Here is a 16547-nt window from a genome sequence, read left to right on the forward strand (position 1 = left end):
CCCCACGGGACGGGGCTATTGGGGCTATTTCACTGCGCCCCCCGAGACAGCGGTCACGATGTGCCGCTGGAAGAAGATGTAGACGATGACCACCGGCAAACTGGCGAAGATGGCCTGCGCGGAGAGGAAACCGAGCCCCTCGGATTGTGCGAAATTCGTCTGCGACGAGGCGATGCCGATGGTGAGCGTGAACATCTCCTTCTTGGTGGCGGAGATGAGCGGCCACCAATAGTCGTTCCATGCCAGCAGGAAGGTGAAGATGCCGAGGGTCGCCTGTGCGGGCATGGTGAGCGGCAACAGCACCTTCCAGAAGATGCGAAACTGCGACGTGTTGTCGAGCATCGCCGCTTCGTCGATTTCCCTCGGGATGGCGCGGAAAAACTGCGTCATCAGGAATACCCCGAAGGCCGAGGACATACCGGGCAGCATCAGCGCGATGTGGGTATTGTGCAGCCCGAACCAATTGAACATCTGGTGACGGGCGATGATCACGGCCTGTTCGGGCACAGCGAGGCCGAAGAGAACGAGGATGAAGATCGTACGCCGGAAAGGGAATTCGAGCCGAGCAAAGGCGTAGCCTGCAAGCGAGCAGAGTGTGAGCACACCCAGCGTCTGGCCCACGGCGACGATCATCGAGTTGAGGAACCAGCCGAAAACCTGGCTGTTGACGAAGATATCGGCGTAGTTCTTGAGCGTGTAGGGCGCGCGGAAAACGGCCTCCGTGCCAAGCATCAACTCCTGGTTGTTCTTGAGCGACAGCCCGACAATCCAGATCACCGGCGCCAGCATCACCACCGCAAGCCCGGCGGCAATCCAGTAGAGCAGACGGTTCTCTGTCAGGCTTTCGGGCGAGAAGGCGGAACGGTCGGCCATGGCTCAGACCTCCTCCTTGCGCGTGGAGATCCAGTATTGGAGCATCGCCGCGCACAGAATGATCACGAAGAGGATTTCGGAAGCCGCCGCACCCAGCCCCACGTCCCAGCGAATGAAAGCGGTCTCGTAGATATACATGACAATCGGTCGCGACGTGCCAGCCGGGCCGCCATTGGTCATCAGGAGCGCCTGCCCGAAGAGTTGGAACTGCATGACGATCTGGATCACCGCGACGAGCATGATCGTGGGTTTGATCGATGGCAGGGTGATGCGCGTGAGAATGCGTCCCTTGCTGGCATTGTCGAGAGCAGCGGCCTCGTAGAGATCGGCGGGGATCTGCTGGAGGGCCGCCAACAGGAGCATCATCGGCAGGCCGATGCACCACCATACGGTTGCCACGCCGACAGAGAATAGCGACCAACCTTTCGTGGAAAGGAACCCGATGGGCTCCCACCCGAGACCGGCGAAGATCAGCGCCATGAGGCCGTCGTTCGGGATGAAGACGATGCGCCAGATCAGCGTGACGATGGTCACCGACAGAATGGTGGAGGAAAAGTAGAGCCCGCGCAGGAAAGCCGCACCGCGCGTCTTGCGGTTGAGCGCCAGCGCCAGGAACAGGCCGAGGCCAACGAGGACGGGTACCGAGACGGCGACGAAAATCACCGTGTTTCGCACCGCCTGGTGGAAGACCGGGTCGGAAAGGACACGCGCATACTGGCGAAGTCCCACGAATTCCGCACCGCCGAATAGGTCCACCTTGTTGAGACTCAACCACATGCCCCAGAACAGCGGAAAAACCAGAAGCGTCAGGAAAACGATCAGGTAGGGCACGACGAAGAGCGCATGCGACCAGCGGGAGCGACGGTAGCTCTCTGCCATATCACGCCCCCTCGGTGTGGTGGTACGCGCGGCCGGCGCTGTCGAAAATGTGCAGCGCGTCAGGGTCGAACCCGATGCGGACCTCCTGGCCAGCGGCGACTGTACTGCGGCCCGCATCTTCGACCACGAAATCGGTGCCATCGGAAAGTGTGCCGTAGATGAAGGCACGGTCGCCGAGACGCTCCACGACCTTAACCCTGAGCGGCACGCCGTCCTCACCGGGCGTCAATACCTTCGCATCCTCGGCGCGGATGCCGAGGCTCGCGTTTTCGCGGGCGAACGTGGCCGGCAGGTGCACGCCGGTTTCGACCCGCCCCGCGCCTGCGACATCGAGTGTGACGCCGCGGGCGCCATCCTCGATGCCGGAGACGGGGAGGAAGGACATCGCCGGTGTGCCGACGAATTGCGCGACGAACTTGGTCGCCGGGCGCTGGTAGATCTCCATCGGGGCACCCATCTGCTCGATGCGGCGCTCGTTGAGGATCACGATCCGGTCGGCCAGCGTCATCGCCTCGACCTGGTCATGGGTGACGAAGATCATCGTCGCGCCAAGCCGCTGGTGCAGTTGCGCCAGTTCCAGCCGCGTGCGCCCACGCAGCGCGGCGTCCAAATTGCTTAGAGGTTCGTCGAACAGAAATGCCTGCGGTTCCTTGACGATGGCCCGCCCGATGGCGACGCGTTGCCGCTGGCCGCCGGAGAGCTTGGCGGGCTTGCGGTCCAGCAGATGTGCGATTTCCAGCGTCTCCGCCGCCGCCTTCACCCGCCGGTCGATGTCGCGCGGAGCAACACCGATGTTCTGCAGGCCGAACCCCATATTCTGGGACACGGTCATATGCGGATAGAGCGCGTAGGATTGAAACACCATTGCCACGCCGCGCTTGCCCGGAGGCAGTGTATCGATCCGGTCCCCCCCGAGCGAGATCGTGCCGGAATCCACCGCCTCCAGACCGGCGATCATTCGCAGGAGGGTGGATTTCCCGCAGCCGGACGGACCGAGAAAGACGACAAACTCGCCGGGCGCAATCTCCAGGTCGATGTTTTCCAGAACGGTCAGCGCGCCGTAGCGCTTGGTGACATCGTTGATCTGGATGGCTGCCGACATGAGGTGTTCCTCTCTACTCCCGGCCCTGCGCTCAGGCGCCGAGCCGGATCATGCGATAGCTCAGCGGCGGCACGCTGACGGCAAGACGCCCCGCTCCAACCGTTGCGCCTGCGCCATCCATTGGCGCGACCGGCTCGCCGTCCGGCCCGTTGGTTGCGCGAAGATCGTGACCCGCGATGACCTTGTCCTCAATGATCTGGCGATCACCGAACCCTTCGAGCGAAAGCGTGAAATCAATGGTTTCGGTTTCATGGCGGCTAACGATGAACACGGTCAGTGCCCCGTCGACATCAGATTTCACCGCCGCGACATCGAGGTAGGGAACGTCGGCAAATGCATCGGTCGCATATCCTGGGCAATCAACCGCCAGATCAAACGCCAAACCGCGGGCATATTTCGAGGCAAAGAGGAAGGGCCAGAAGGTCGTCTGTCGCCAGGCCGGCCCACCCTCGACCGTCATGATCGGGGCGATCACGTTCACCAGCTGCGCGAGGCAGGCGACCTTTACCACATCGGCGCGGCGAATGAATGTGTTCAGGATGCAACCGACCTGAAGCACGTCCTCGAAGTTGTAGATATCTTCCAGCAACGCCGGCGCCTCCGGCCAGCCACTGTTGCCTTCCAGGACCTTCTTGTCCTGTTCTTCGGAATGGTACCAGACATTCCACTCGTCGAAGCTGATATAGACATCGCGCTTCGATCGCTTCTTGGCCTTGATGAACTGGATAATGCCAGCAACCGTGCCGATGTAATCGTCCAGCCGAGCCGCCTCCGCCAGATAGGTGGCGGTGTCAGCTGCGTGGTTCTTGAAGTACATATGCAGCGAGATGAAATCGACCACGTCATAAGTGTGGTCGAGCACGGTCGCCTCCCATTGCGGATAGGTCGGCATCGTGGGCGTGGAGGAGCCGCAAACGACCAGTTCCAAAGACTTGTCATAGGCGCGCATCGCCTTGGCCGTCTCGAAGGCGATACGGCCGTATTCGTCCGCGGTTTTCTGACCGGTCTGCCAGGGGCCGTCCATCTCGTTGCCCAGGCACCACATTTTTACGTTCCACGGCTCGTCGCGGCCGTTCTTCTTGCGCAGGTCGGACCAATAGGAGCCGCCGGGGTGATTGACGTATTCCAGGAAGTTTCGTGCCGGGTCCAGCCCGCGTGACCCGAGGTTGACGGCCAGCATCATTTCCGTGCCGGCGGCGTCGGCCCAGTCGGCAAATTCATGGATCCCGACCGCGTTGGATTCCGAGGAGTGCCAGGCGAGGTCGAGGCGCGTCGGGCGCTCGTCGACCGGGCCAATGCCATCTTCCCAGTAATAGGCGGAAACGAAGTTGCCGCCCGGATAGCGCACGATGGGAACGTCGAGTTCCCGCACCAAGTCGATCACGTCCTGCCGCATACCGTTCGCGTCGGCGCTCGGGTGATCGGGTTCATAGATGCCGGTGTAGACCGCGCGACCGAGATGCTCGACGAAGGAGCCAAAAACCCGCGAGTCGACCTGACCGATCACGTAGCCACTGTGTGCGGTCGCGCTAGCACGCATCCCCGATCCTCCCATGTATATTCACTTATCCGATATAAATCGGATATAGTGATAATAAACAGGATTCAGGGTACAAATCAATATAAACCGGCGGAACCCATTCCAGCGGCGCGTGCACGGTCTAAACCCTTAGGCGCAGAAGAATATCCTGATCGTAGTTGCCAAAACTGCGACCGAATATATTGAGGCCGCCCGGATGTTCGGCGTTTTCCGGCACCGCGAAGCGCACGCGAATCGACCTGTGTTCCTCAAGTTCAACGTCCTGCAAACCGGTATCGGAGACCTTTACGCCGTCCAGGAAAGTGCCATCAGCCGTGATCCGAAAACTCTTCAGGTGCCCGTACTGACTTCCCGCCAGTTTCCACCATGTCGGCGTGAACTTGCCCCTCCGGTCGCCGAAATCTCCGGGCGCCGTCCAAGTGACCACCGGCGTTCCATTAATCGAAATGGTAATGTCCGAAGGCCAGTCCGACGAGGTGCCGGGCACTTCCGACGACAACTCCAGCACCAGTTCAAGTTCCAGGATATCCCGGCCGGCGATCCGAGCGTTGTTTGGGAACTGATACTCAACGTATCCTACTGTAAACCAAAGGAGTTCTGCCCGCATCCTGTCCGGCGAAAGGAAGGTATCGGGAGAGTCGAGAAAGCCCACGATGCCCTCGGCTGAGCACATCCCGCAAGGCGCTACTACGTCGAAGGCGGAGTAGAGGCCGACCGGCATCGCAACCTCGATAACATCTTCTTCACGCGTCTTCGGACCTTCGAAAGACAGCACGATCTCATCATAGGCCGAATGGCACACCTTCTGGCTGCCCTTCCGCGCGCGCTGAGCCTCTGTCCGGATAAGTCCCGCCGATTCGAGCGCATTCACATGCGTGGACGTACTGGACTGTGGCAACCCTACCCCATCGGCGATGTCGTTGACGTTGAGCGGACCAGACTCGTGCAGGAGCTTCAGAATTGACAGACGCGCAGGCGCCGACAAAGCCTTTAGGACATCCTGTCCATCGTCCGGTGTAATGGTGAGAAAGCGTTGGGTCACTGGTGTCTCCTTGTGCGGATTTTGTATCCGACAATCGGATACAAATCAAACCTCATACCTGCGACGAGATCGCCTCCTCACGTGGAACGCGCCACAAAGTGTCAATTCGTTCAGAGCGGATGCGGTGGATTGCCCCTTGATTTCCCAGCGCGGGATTTCATACGTGAAGTTGCAACATCATGGGCGCTGAGCGCGGTCCGTATCGGGCAACCGCGGCGCTTCGGCCCTCTCGTGTTGAATGTTGCCACGAGTCGTTCAGGGGCCGATTTCAGGAGCCCCGCGATGAAAACCATCATCGAACCCTTCCGGATCAAATCCGTCGAACCCATCCGAATGACCACCCGAGAAGAACGTCAGACGCTGATCCGCGACGCCCATTTTAACCTGTTCGGGCTGCACTCCGACGACGTGTTGATCGACCTCTTGACGGATTCCGGCACCGGCGCCATGAGCGCCGCGCAATGGGCCGCCGTCATGCGCGGCGACGAAAGCTACGCCGGATCGCCTTCCTTCTACCGGTTCGAGGCCGCGGTGAAATCGCTGATGCCTTTCGCCCACATCATTCCCACCCATCAGGGTCGCGCGGCCGAGGCGATCCTGTTCTCGATATTCGGCGGCTTGGGGCGGCATATTCCCAGCAACACCCACTTCGACACGACGCGGGGCAATATCGAAGCCTCCGGCGCGTCTGGGCACGACCTTGTCATCGACGAGGGACACGACCCGGCGAGCCTGCATCCCTTCAAGGGCAACATGGATCTTGCCAAGCTCGAGGCGTTTCTGGAGACGCATGGTGACACCGTGCCGTGCGTTATGATCACCATCACCAACAATGCCGGTGGCGGTCAGCCGGTGAGCCTGGAGAACATTCGCGGCACGGCTGCCCTCGCCCGCAAGTATGGCAAACCATTCTTCATCGACGGCTGTCGGTTTGCCGAAAACGCCTGGTTCATCAAGCAGCGCGAGGACGGACAGGGAGACCGCGCGATCCCCGATATTGTGCGCGATTGCTTTGCCGAGGGCGATGGAATGACCATGAGCGCCAAGAAAGACGCCTTTGGGAACATCGGGGGTTGGCTGGCGCTCAACGACGACGGCCTTGCCGAACAGGCCCGTGCACATCTGATCCGCACCGAAGGCTTCCCGACCTACGGCGGGCTCTCGGGCCGCGACCTGGAAGCGCTGGCGCAGGGGCTGACCGAAATCGTCGACGAGGATTACCTGCGCTACCGCATCCGCACGAACAGCTATATCGGCGAGGCGCTCGACGCGCTTGGCGTGCCGGTGGTGAAACCCGCGGGCGGCCATGCGGTTTTCATCGACGCCCGCGCCTGGTTGCCACATATCCCGCCCCTGAACTATCCCGGCCAAGCACTGGCTGTCGCGCTCTACGAACTGGGCGGCATCCGCGGCTGCGAGATTGGCACCGTGATGTTCGGCGCACATCCCGACGGGACCGAAACGCCCGCCGCCATGGACCTCGTCCGGCTGGCGATCCCGCGGCGCACCTACACCCAAAGCCACGCCGACTACGTAATCGAGGTGTTTGCGGAACTGGGGGAGATCAAGGACAGACTCTCCGGTTTCCGGATCGCCTGGCAACCGAACCTGATGCGCCATTTCACGTGCCGGTTCGAACGCCTGGCCGACTGATCGCCGACCTGTCGCACGATCGTAATGCCCCGGCCGTTGTTACGGCGGCCGGGGCACCTTGTTCGTCCAGCCGCACCGCCGGATTGCGCGCTGCGTGTCAGGGATGCGTCGCACCGCAATCGGATTGGAGCGCCCATCTGATAACCGCGCGCATGTTCACGATGATCGGAACTGCCCACCTCCCGGCGGCTCCGCGCGGCCAACTGCGCTTGGCGCACCGATCACCCATATTCGAAGCAGAATCGTCCATTTACGAGATTCGATAAATAATACTTATTAAATTCCAGGAGGAACGTTTCTTAGGGAGGAAATCGTGAAACTCAAATCTACACTGCTTGCGTCTACCATGGCGCTCGTGCCGCTTAGCGCCTTGGCAGCCGACAAAACTGTTGGTTTTTCGCAGATCGGATCGGAATCTGGCTGGCGCGCTGCCGAGACGACCGTGACGAAACAGCAGGCCGAAGAACGCGGTATCGACCTCAAATTCGCCGATGCGCAGCAAAAGCAGGAAAACCAGATCAAGGCCGTGCGCAGCTTCATTGCGCAGGGCGTCGACGCCATTCTGTTGGCCCCCGTCGTTGCAACCGGATGGGACTCGGTGCTGGAAGAAGCCCAGGACGCCGAGATCCCGGTGATCCTCCTGGACCGCACCGTAGACGCACCGGACGATCTTTACATGACGGCGGTGACCTCCGACCTCGTGCACGAGGGCGAAGTGGCCGGCAATTGGCTGCAGGACGAGATGGCAGGCGCCGACTGCCGGGTCGTCGAACTGCAAGGCACGACCGGGTCGTCCCCGGCAATCGACCGCAAAAAGGGCTTCGAGATGGGCATCGAAGATGCGCCCAATATCGAGATCGTCCGCAGCCAGACCGGCGATTTCACCCGCGCCCAGGGCAAGGTGGTGATGGAGAGCTTCCTGAAAGCAGAGGGGGCCGAGAACATCTGCGCGCTCTATGCGCACAACGACGACATGGCTGTCGGCGCGATTCAGGCGATCAAGGAAGCCGGCGCGACGCCGGGGACCGACATCAAGATCGTCTCCATCGACTCGGTTCCAGACATCCACCTGGCAATGCTCGCCGGCGAGGCGAATGCCACCGTGGAGCTGACGCCAAACATGGCCGGGCCGGCGTTCGACGTTCTGGAAGCCTATTGGGCAGACGGCACCATGCCGCCGAAGTGGATCCAGACGGAATCCAAGCTCTACACGCTGGAAGACGACAACCAGGCGATTTACGACAATAAGAAAAGCCTGGGATACTGACCCTCGCGGCAACGGGCGGGCCGGCCTCCGGCCCTGCCCTTCGCCACCGGCCCCACGGCCGGTGGCCCCGGCCGTCAGAGGGAGCACGAGATGACCGACCAGAAAAAACCCGTCCTTCGCGCCGCCGGCATCGACAAGTTCTTCGCCGGTGCTATCGCGCTTGATCAGGTGGACCTGACGCTCTTTCCCGGCGAGGTTCACGCGCTGCTCGGCGAAAACGGCGCAGGAAAATCCACCCTCATCAAGTGCATCACCGGCGCCTATCACCGCGATGGCGGTACGATTCGTCTCGGCGACACCGAGATCGACCCGCGCGGGCCAGAGGAGAGCCAGGCGCTTGGCATTGGCACCGTCTACCAGGAGGTGAACCTCCTGCAAAACATGACGGTCGCCGACAATCTCTTCCTCGGATGGCAGCCAATGCGCGCCGGCATGGTGGACCGCCGCCAAATGAACCGTCGCGCGCAGGACATCCTTGCCGAGTATGGGTTGCACGTTGACCCGTCGCTACTGCTGTCGAGCTATTCCATCGCAATCCAGCAGGTCGTCGCCATTGCCCGCGCTGTGGAACTGTCGGGCAAGGTGCTGATCCTCGACGAGCCCACTGCGAGCCTCGATCGGGACGAGATTGACCTGCTGTTCTCGGTTGTCCGTGAGTTGACCGCGCGCGGCATGGCCGTCGTCTTCATTACCCACTTCCTCGACCAGGTATTCGAGATCGCCGACCGCGCCACGGTGTTGCGCAACGGCCGTGTCGTCGGCACGCGGAAACTGGCCGAGGTTACGCAAGGCGATATCGTGGAGCTCATGCTGGGCAGACATTTGGAAGCCGCAAAACGCGACCGCAGCCACGCGACCCCCGGCGATACAATTCTGAGCCTGAAGGGCTATGGAAAACGCGGCATGATTGAGCCGTTCGATCTGGAATTGCGGGCAGGCGAGGTCGTGGGACTTGCCGGGCTCCTGGGCTCTGGGAGAACCGAGACCTGCAAGGTCGTCTTCGGCGCCGTCACTGCGGATCAGGGCAGCGCAGAGCTGCGCGGCAAGGAGATCCGACTGACGAGCCCGCGCGGCGCAGTGGAGCACCGCTTCGGCCTGTGCCCGGAAGACCGGAAGATCGACGGCATCGTTGGCGATCTCTCGGTGCGCGAGAATATCGTCTTGTCACTGCAGGCCCGGCAGGGTTGGACCCGGCCGCTCTCACGGGCGCGGATCAACGAGCTCGTCGACGAGTACGTGCGTCTGCTAGACATCAGACTTGCCAGCCCGGACATGCCGATCCGGCTACTCTCGGGAGGAAACCAGCAAAAGGCGTTGCTGGCACGCTGGCTTGCGACCAATCCCGATGTGCTGATCCTTGACGAACCCACCCGCGGCATCGACGTGGGCGCGCATGCCGAGATCATCGAACTGATCGAGGGGCTACGAGAACAGGGCATGGCGCTGATCGTCGCCTCCTCGGAAATGGAGGAACTGGTCGCCTATTCCACCCGGGTCATGGTGCTGCGCGACCGTCGCCAGGTGCGTGAGTTGACGGGCGACGAGATCACAACCGACCGCATCGTAAAGGCAATCAGTCAGGAGGAGACGGCGGCATGATCGGGTCAACGCTCCGGCGCGTTACGCCGCAACTCCTCATTCTTGGGGTCGTGCTGCTGATGAACCTCGCGGTCTTCCCCGGTTTCTTCACCATCGAGTTTCAGAACGGCCGGCTCTTCGGCAATCTGATCGACGTTCTGAACCGCGGCGCGCCGGTGGCATTGCTCTCCATCGGCATGACGCTGGTCATCGCCACCAAAGGCATCGACCTGTCGGTGGGGGCGGTCATGGCAATCGCTGGTGCCGTCGCGGCGAGTGTCGTCACCGGGGGCGCGGGCTGGTTCACCGCGCTGCTGGCCGCACTTGCGGCGGGCCTGCTTTGCGGGCTCTGGAACGGCATTCTTGTCGCGATCTTCCGCGTGCAACCCATCGTCGCGACGTTGGTGCTGATGGTCGCCGGGCGCGGCATTGCCCAGCTCATCACCGAGGGCAAGATCATGACCTTCCTCAATGAAGGGCTGATCCACCTGGGCGCGGGCACGGTCGCGGGCGTCCCAACACCGATCCTGATCTGGCTCGCCATGGGCACGCTGGTTACGTTGATCGTCCGCCACACGGCGCTCGGGATGCTGATCGAGTCCATCGGGGTAAATGAGACTGCATCCCGGCTCGCTGGCATAAACTCCCGCGTGCTTCTGGTAACCGTCTACCTCGTCTCCGGCTTCTGCGCCGCGCTGGCCGGCGTCATTGTCGCTGCCGATATCAAGGGCGCAGACGCGAACAACGCTGGGCTCTGGATGGAACTTGACGCCATCCTTGCCGTGGTCATCGGCGGCAACTCACTGCTTGGCGGACGTTTTTCCATCGTCGCGTCACTGCTGGGCGCATTGATCATCCAGTCGGTCAACTCGGTGATCCTGCTGTCGGGGATGCCACCCGAATTCAACCTGGTGATCAAGGCGCTCATCATCATCGTCATCCTGGTGATCCAGTCGCCCACCGTGAAACACGCCCTATACCTGCTGCGCGCATCGGCCGGCTCTGCCGTACCCGACGCGAAGGAGATGGGGCGAAATGCCCCGTCGGCGAAGGAGACCCGGCCATGATGCGCTCTCCGCGGCTTCCGCTCTACATCACTCTGGCCACCTTCCTGCTGGCCTATGCGATCTGCGCCTCGCAATACCCCTCGATGCTTTCCACGCGGGTCATTGCCAACCTGTTGACAGACAATGCATTTCTCGGGATTACGGCGGTCGGCATGACGTTCGTGATCCTGTCGGGCGGGATCGACCTCTCTGTCGGCTCGGTGATCGCCTTCTCCGGTGTCTTTCTCGCGGTGATCCTGCGCGATACAAGTATCCACCCGCTTGTGGCCTTCGCTTTGCTGCTGGGCATTACCATCGCTTTCGGCGCAGCGATAGGTTCTATCATTCACTACCTGGAGATGCCGCCATTCATCGTCACTCTGGCCGGAATGTTCCTGATGCGCGGACTGGCCTACGTGCTCTCCACCGATTCAGTGCCGATCACGCATGAGTTCTACGACACGCTTCAGGGGATCTACTGGAAAGCGCCCAGCGGGGGCCGGTTCCGTCTGATCGGGGGGATCATGATCCTGTGCTACGTGGTTGCCATGCTGGTCCTGCACCGCACGCGCTTCGGGCAGAACGTCTACGCGCTCGGGGGTAATGCAGCCACCGCTCGGCTGATGGGGGTGCCTATCGCGCGTACGACCATTGGGATATATGCCATCGCCGGCGGGCTGGCCGGGCTCGCGGGCATTGTCTATTCCATTTACACCTCAGCGGGCTATTCGCTCTCCACCGTTGGCGTGGAACTCGATGCCATTGCCGCGGTCGTGATCGGGGGCACCCTGCTCACCGGTGGCTCCGGTTTCGTCGCCGGGACTTTCCTTGGTATCCTGATTATGGGATTGATACAGACTTACATCGTGTTTGACGGCACGCTGTCGAGCTGGTGGACCAAGATTGTCATTGGTGGACTGCTGTTCGCGTTCATCATGCTGCAAAAGGCTCTGGGGTGGGCGACAACGACGCGCAGAAGACCGGCTCTCGAATTCGCGACGCGATCATGAATTTCACGGCGCCCGGCGGCCTTTCGCAACGGGCGCTGAACAACACGATGCATGTGGTTGAACAACTCGGATTGGCCATTGTCGCCGGAGAGTATCCCGAAAACACGCTTGTTCCGCTCGATCCCGATCTGGAGGAAATGTTCGGTGTGTCCCGAACGGTCGTGCGTGAAGCCAAGAAAACCCTGGTCGCAAAGGGGTTACTGGAATCAAAAGCCAAGGTGGGCACACGCGTACGGCCCGCATCGGAATGGAGCATGTTTGACCCCGATGTGCTGCGCTGGCACGCATCATTGCGAAAATCCCGGAACTTCCTGGAAGAGTTGTTCGAAATCCGCCTGATATTCGAACCTGCCGCCGCGCGCCTCGTCGCGCTCCGGGCGACGCCGGAGCAACGCCGACGCCTGGAACAGCATGTCGAAAAGCTCGCCCACGCAGGCAGCCGGCGTGAGTTCGTCGCTGCCGACCTGGAATTCCACACCGATCTTCTCGGCATGACGGGCAATCGATTCATGCACTCGCTAGGCGACCTCGTGCAGACCACGCTCTTCACGCTGCTCGACCGGGAACTGCGCTCGGCTGGCGAAATGGGTGGCCCGGAGCTTCTGGAGAAACGCGCGGCAGAACACCGCGCAATCGTTACCGCCATTGCCCAACAGGATGCCCAGAGGGCGCATGACGCAATGGCCCATGTCATTCGGTCAGCAAAGCTGCGAATGGACGAATGACCGGATGCGTGACTGACAGTGTCGCCTATCGGCCGGAAACCACTCCACCCTATCCCGCAGTGTCCTGGTGACCGAACAGGACGTTCGTCGTATTGATTCCGATCTCGTCAACGGCATAACCGCCCTCCATGAGGTAGACGGTCGGCAGCCCTAGTGAACCGATCCGCCTGCCATAGTCGAAGAAATCGTCATGGGTGAGTTTGAAAAAGCTGATCGGGTCGCGCTCGTAGGTATCCACGCCAAGGGAAACGATCAGCAGATCCGGCGCGAAAGCGGAAACCCTCTCAAGTGCCTCCTGAAGCGCTGCGCACCAGAGTTCATAGGTCGCGCCCGGCGGCAGCGGATAGTTTTGTGTGAACCCCTCTCCCGCGGCCGTTCCGGTTTCCTCCGCGTGGCCCAGGAAATAGGGGAATGCCTGCAGCGGGTCACCGTGCACCGATAAGAACAGCACGTCGTCACGACCGTAGAAGATGTTCTGTGTACCGTTGCCGTGATGAAAATCGACATCGAGAATGGCGATGCGTGCCTTTCCCCGTGAGAGCGCGTGCTCAGCCGCAATGGCGGCATTGTTCAGGAAGCAGTAGCCGCCGAATTGGTCAACGGCGGCATGATGCCCGGGTGGTCGGCAGAGACCGAAGGCCGCTGTCTCGGCCCCCGTCAGCACCAGATCCGTCGCGCTCAGCGCGACATTCTTGCTTGCCAGCGCGGCAAGCCAGGTACCCGTTGTAATCGACGTCTCGGCGGCCAGCGCGTAGTAGCCGATTTTCCCGTCAATATGTTCGGGGATATGCGGCGCACCCATCGTTCGCGTCGGCCAGCATGTTGCCAGAGCCTCGCCCGCGAAACCGGCCGCAGCCCATTCCTTTGCACAGGTTGCCAAGAAATCCACGAACCCCCGATCATGCACAGCCAGGACGGGGTCCAACCCGTAGTCGTCGGGCGCGATCACCTCACCCAACCCGCGGTCCTGAACCGCGCCGAGGATGATCTCCGCACGGCGCGGGCATTCAAACGGGCTGACGATCTCACCGCCATGAATCTCCGACTGAGCGTCGCGCAGCTTGTGGTCCTCGGAATACACTGTCTTCATGGTTTGCCCCTCTATCACCGCGGGTCTGTGTCCCGGCCAAACGCATTGCGCCACGCTGGCCCACTGCTTGCCTTCCGTTTCGCCTACCTGATTGCACAGGTGCAGGCCAAGCCGTTCTGTGCCTGACTTCCGTAGCGACACTCACTCCCCGCCGAAGTTCGATCAGCAAGAATACAGGCATACTTGTATGCCAAAGCATCCCGCCGGACGCATGGCGGGTTTTCTATCGTTTTCGGGCCGGATCCGTGTCGACCCGCGATTTTTCATGTGCAGCATTGCCAACGGTCTGCTACTGGATAATTCAACATTAAACTAATTTCTGGCGATGGGAGGCCCTGCTGATGGCAGCGCGACGGACGACCAAGAAACCGAATGTCTCGAAGGAGGAACTTCTCAGTTACTATCGGGACATGCTGTTGATCCGACGCTTCGAGGAAAAAGCCGGCCAACTCTATGGGATGGGCCTTATCGGGGGCTTTTGCCACCTCTACATCGGGCAGGAAGCGGTCGTCGTCGGACTGGAAGCCGCCGCAGAAGAAGGCGACAAGCGTGTCACCTCCTACCGCGACCACGGACATATGCTGGCCTGCGGCATGGATCCAAAGGGCGTGATGGCCGAGCTGACCGGCCGTGAGGGCGGCTATTCCAAGGGCAAGGGCGGCTCGATGCACATGTTCTCCAAGGAGAAGCATTTTTACGGCGGCCACGGCATCGTAGGCGCGCAGGTCCCGATCGGAGCCGGGTTGGCTTTCGCCGACAAGTACCTCGAAAACGGCCGCGTGACGTTCACCTATTTCGGCGATGGCGCCGCGAACCAGGGGCAGGTCTACGAGACCTTCAACATGGCGGCGCTCTGGGATCTTCCTGTTATCTTCGTGGTTGAAAACAACCAGTACGCGATGGGCACGTCACAGCAACGCTCCACGTCCAGCCAGGAAATCTATGAGCGCGGGCTGGCATTTGGCATTCCCGGCGAAGCGGTCGACGGCATGGATGTGTTGGCCGTGAAAGCCGCGAGCGAGAAGGCCGTCGCGCATTGCCGGTCCGGTAAGGGCCCTTACATCCTCGAAGTGAAGACCTACCGCTATCGCGGCCATTCCATGTCCGACCCGGCCAAGTATCGTACCCGCGAAGAGGTGCAGAAAATGCGCGAGGAGCGTGACGCGATCGAAGCTGTACGCCAGCTGCTTTTGACAGGCAAACACGCCACCGAGGACGAGCTGAAGGCGATCGACAAGGAGATCAAGGACGTGGTCAACGAGGCCGCAGACTTCTCCAAGGAGAGCCCGGAGCCGGCGCTCGAGGAACTCTGGACCGACATCTACGCCGACGCCTAAGCACCAGACAGGACGGAGAATACCTATGGCAACCGAAGTACTGATGCCCGCCCTGTCGCCGACCATGGAGGAAGGCACACTGGCGAAATGGATGGTGAAGGAGGGCGACACGGTCTCCTCCGGCGACATCCTGGCAGAGATCGAGACCGATAAGGCAACGATGGAATTCGAAGCGGTCGATGAAGGGATCATCGGCAAGATTCTCGTCGCAGCGGGTAGCGAGGGGGTGAAGGTAAACACTCCGATTGCGATCATGGTGGAGGAAGGCGAAGACGCGGACGCGGTCGTAACCGCTGCACCAGTAGCTGCAGAAACCCCTGTTGCCGAAGCCCCAGCCCCGGTCGTTCCCGCGGCACCTGCGGCACCTGTCGCATCGGTGACGTTGGAGCCGGACTATCCGGACGGGACCGAACTGAAGACCCAGACAGTGCGAGAAGCGCTCCGTGACGCCATGGCCGAGGAGATGACCCGCGACGAGTCGGTCTATCTTATGGGGGAAGAAGTGGCCGAGTATCAGGGTGCCTACAAGGTCAGCCAAGGTCTACTCGACCAGTTCGGCGCCAAGCGGGTCGTAGACACGCCGATCACCGAGCACGGCTTCACCGGCGTTGCGGTCGGCTCGGCCTTCGGCGGGCTGCGCCCGATCGTGGAGTTCATGACCTTCAACTTTGCGATGCAGGCGATCGACCAAATCATCAACTCAGCCGCCAAGACGCTGTACATGTCAGGCGGCCAGATGGGCTGCCCCATCGTATTCCGGGGCCCCAACGGCGCCGCAGCCCGTGTTGCGGCCCAGCATAGCCAGGATTATGCCGCTTGGTATGCACAGATCCCCGGGCTGAAGGTCGTGCAGCCCTATTGCGCCTCCGACGCCAAGGGCCTTCTGAAATCCGCGATCCGCGATCCGAATCCGGTGATCTTTCTGGAAAACGAGATCCTCTACGGCCGCAGCTTCGATGTGCCGGTTCTTGACGACTACACGGTCCCCTTCGGTAAGGCGCGTATTTGGCGCGAAGGCACTGACGTTACCATCGTTTCCTTCGGTATTGGTATGACATACGCGCTGGAGGCTGCAGACAAACTGGCCGAGGAAGGCATCTCAGCCGAGGTGATCGACCTGCGCACCCTGCGCCCGATTGATTACGACACGCTGCTGGGTTCCGTGATGAAAACCAACCGCTGCGTGACCGTCGAAGAGGGTTTCCCGGTGGCGTCCATCGGCAACCACCTCTCGGCCTATATTATGGAAAACGCCTTCGATTATCTCGATGCGCCGGTGATCAACTGCACCGGCAAGGACGTGCCCATGCCCTATGCCGCCAACCTCGAAAAGCTCGCCCTTGTGACCACCGACGAGGTGATCGCGGCGGTGAAGCAAGTGACCTATCGCTGAGGATCCAGAGAC

At 61.2% G+C, this 16547-nt stretch carries 14 protein-coding genes; 8 read left to right on the forward strand and 6 right to left on the reverse strand.

Annotated elements, in window-relative coordinates; genetic code table 11:
- Positions 1–24: 24 nt before the first annotated feature.
- The 5 genes from ARC39_RS19010 to ARC39_RS19030 all read right to left on the reverse strand — a co-directional run bounded on the left by ARC39_RS19010 (position 25) and on the right by ARC39_RS19030 (position 5436).
- Positions 25–873, reverse strand: coding sequence for a carbohydrate ABC transporter permease (locus ARC39_RS19010; RefSeq protein WP_068116530.1), 849 nt, complete (start codon positions 871–873; stop codon positions 25–27).
- 3 nt (positions 874–876) lie between these two features.
- Positions 877–1752 (reverse strand): carbohydrate ABC transporter permease, encoded by an 876-nt coding sequence (locus tag ARC39_RS19015; RefSeq protein WP_068116532.1) that lies wholly within the window; start codon positions 1750–1752, stop codon positions 877–879.
- Between the two features lies 1 nt (position 1753).
- The gene (locus ARC39_RS19020; RefSeq protein ID WP_068116534.1) at positions 1754–2854 is read right to left on the reverse strand and encodes an ABC transporter ATP-binding protein; all 1101 of its coding nucleotides are present in this window, start codon (positions 2852–2854) and stop codon (positions 1754–1756) included.
- A gap of 31 nt (positions 2855–2885) precedes the next feature.
- Complete coding sequence (gene arfA / locus ARC39_RS19025) at positions 2886–4394, reverse strand: arabinosylfuranosidase ArfA (RefSeq protein ID WP_068116536.1); 1509 nt, start codon at positions 4392–4394, stop codon at positions 2886–2888.
- 121 nt (positions 4395–4515) lie between these two features.
- Positions 4516–5436 carry an ArsR/SmtB family transcription factor gene (locus ARC39_RS19030; protein WP_068116538.1) on the reverse strand — a complete coding sequence of 307 codons (921 nt, stop codon included), beginning with the start codon at positions 5434–5436 and terminating at the stop codon, positions 4516–4518.
- Positions 5437–5718: 282 nt separating this feature from the next.
- Between ARC39_RS19030 and ARC39_RS19035 the strand changes: the two genes are divergently transcribed.
- The 6 genes from ARC39_RS19035 to ARC39_RS19060 all read left to right on the forward strand — a co-directional run bounded on the left by ARC39_RS19035 (position 5719) and on the right by ARC39_RS19060 (position 12715).
- Positions 5719–7089 (forward strand): tryptophanase, encoded by a 1371-nt coding sequence (locus tag ARC39_RS19035; RefSeq protein WP_068116540.1) that lies wholly within the window; start codon positions 5719–5721, stop codon positions 7087–7089.
- A 313-nt stretch (positions 7090–7402) separates the two neighbouring features.
- Positions 7403–8356, forward strand: a complete 954-nt coding sequence (ytfQ, locus tag ARC39_RS19040; protein ID WP_068116543.1) for a galactofuranose ABC transporter, galactofuranose-binding protein YtfQ — start codon at positions 7403–7405, stop codon at positions 8354–8356.
- Positions 8357–8446: 90 nt separating this feature from the next.
- Positions 8447–9955: a sugar ABC transporter ATP-binding protein gene (locus tag ARC39_RS19045; protein WP_068116545.1), complete on the forward strand. Its 1509-nt coding sequence runs from the start codon at positions 8447–8449 to the stop codon at positions 9953–9955.
- On the forward strand, positions 9952–11001 hold the full coding sequence (locus ARC39_RS19050; RefSeq protein WP_068116547.1) for an ABC transporter permease: 1050 nt from the start codon (positions 9952–9954) through the stop codon (positions 10999–11001). Before ARC39_RS19045 ends, ARC39_RS19050 begins: the two co-directional genes overlap by 4 nt.
- Entirely contained in the window at positions 10998–11990 is a 993-nt protein-coding gene (gene yjfF, locus ARC39_RS19055; RefSeq protein WP_201455777.1) for a galactofuranose ABC transporter, permease protein YjfF, read from the forward strand. Before ARC39_RS19050 ends, yjfF begins: the two co-directional genes overlap by 4 nt.
- Positions 11987–12715: a FadR/GntR family transcriptional regulator gene (locus tag ARC39_RS19060; RefSeq protein ID WP_068116549.1), complete on the forward strand. Its 729-nt coding sequence runs from the start codon at positions 11987–11989 to the stop codon at positions 12713–12715. Before yjfF ends, ARC39_RS19060 begins: the two co-directional genes overlap by 4 nt.
- A 49-nt stretch (positions 12716–12764) precedes the next feature.
- Here ARC39_RS19060 and ARC39_RS19065 read toward each other — a convergent pair whose 3' ends face one another.
- The gene (locus tag ARC39_RS19065; protein ID WP_068116551.1) at positions 12765–13805 is read right to left on the reverse strand and encodes a histone deacetylase family protein; all 1041 of its coding nucleotides are present in this window, start codon (positions 13803–13805) and stop codon (positions 12765–12767) included.
- 341 nt (positions 13806–14146) lie between these two features.
- Between ARC39_RS19065 and pdhA the strand changes: the two genes are divergently transcribed.
- Together pdhA and ARC39_RS19075 are read left to right on the forward strand one after the other, a co-directional pair.
- Positions 14147–15142, forward strand: coding sequence for a pyruvate dehydrogenase (acetyl-transferring) E1 component subunit alpha (gene pdhA, locus ARC39_RS19070; protein WP_068116553.1), 996 nt, complete (start codon positions 14147–14149; stop codon positions 15140–15142).
- A 25-nt stretch (positions 15143–15167) separates the two neighbouring features.
- Positions 15168–16535, forward strand: coding sequence for a pyruvate dehydrogenase complex E1 component subunit beta (locus ARC39_RS19075; RefSeq protein WP_068116555.1), 1368 nt, complete (start codon positions 15168–15170; stop codon positions 16533–16535).
- Positions 16536–16547 lie beyond the last annotated feature (12 nt).

The organism is Tropicimonas marinistellae (assembly GCF_001509585.1).
In the GTDB taxonomy this organism is placed as follows: domain Bacteria; phylum Pseudomonadota; class Alphaproteobacteria; order Rhodobacterales; family Rhodobacteraceae; genus Tropicimonas; species Tropicimonas marinistellae.

What these genes read in the sequence shown, in the direction of transcription:
- arfA (WP_068116536.1), bottom strand. Translation starts at nt 4,394, where the DNA reads ATGCGTGCTAGCGCGACCGCACACAGTGGCTACGTGATCGGTCAGGTC.
- ARC39_RS19050 (WP_068116547.1), top strand. Translation starts at nt 9,952, where the DNA reads ATGATCGGGTCAACGCTCCGGCGCGTTACGCCGCAACTCCTCATTCTT.
- ARC39_RS19010 (WP_068116530.1), bottom strand. Translation starts at nt 873, where the DNA reads ATGGCCGACCGTTCCGCCTTCTCGCCCGAAAGCCTGACAGAGAACCGT.
- ARC39_RS19060 (WP_068116549.1), top strand. Translation starts at nt 11,987, where the DNA reads ATGAATTTCACGGCGCCCGGCGGCCTTTCGCAACGGGCGCTGAACAAC.
- ARC39_RS19045 (WP_068116545.1), top strand. Translation starts at nt 8,447, where the DNA reads ATGACCGACCAGAAAAAACCCGTCCTTCGCGCCGCCGGCATCGACAAG.
- pdhA (WP_068116553.1), top strand. Translation starts at nt 14,147, where the DNA reads ATGGCAGCGCGACGGACGACCAAGAAACCGAATGTCTCGAAGGAGGAA.
- ARC39_RS19035 (WP_068116540.1), top strand. Translation starts at nt 5,719, where the DNA reads ATGAAAACCATCATCGAACCCTTCCGGATCAAATCCGTCGAACCCATC.
- yjfF (WP_201455777.1), top strand. Translation starts at nt 10,998, where the DNA reads ATGATGCGCTCTCCGCGGCTTCCGCTCTACATCACTCTGGCCACCTTC.
- ARC39_RS19020 (WP_068116534.1), bottom strand. Translation starts at nt 2,854, where the DNA reads ATGTCGGCAGCCATCCAGATCAACGATGTCACCAAGCGCTACGGCGCG.
- ARC39_RS19075 (WP_068116555.1), top strand. Translation starts at nt 15,168, where the DNA reads ATGGCAACCGAAGTACTGATGCCCGCCCTGTCGCCGACCATGGAGGAA.
- ARC39_RS19015 (WP_068116532.1), bottom strand. Translation starts at nt 1,752, where the DNA reads ATGGCAGAGAGCTACCGTCGCTCCCGCTGGTCGCATGCGCTCTTCGTC.
- ARC39_RS19065 (WP_068116551.1), bottom strand. Translation starts at nt 13,805, where the DNA reads ATGAAGACAGTGTATTCCGAGGACCACAAGCTGCGCGACGCTCAGTCG.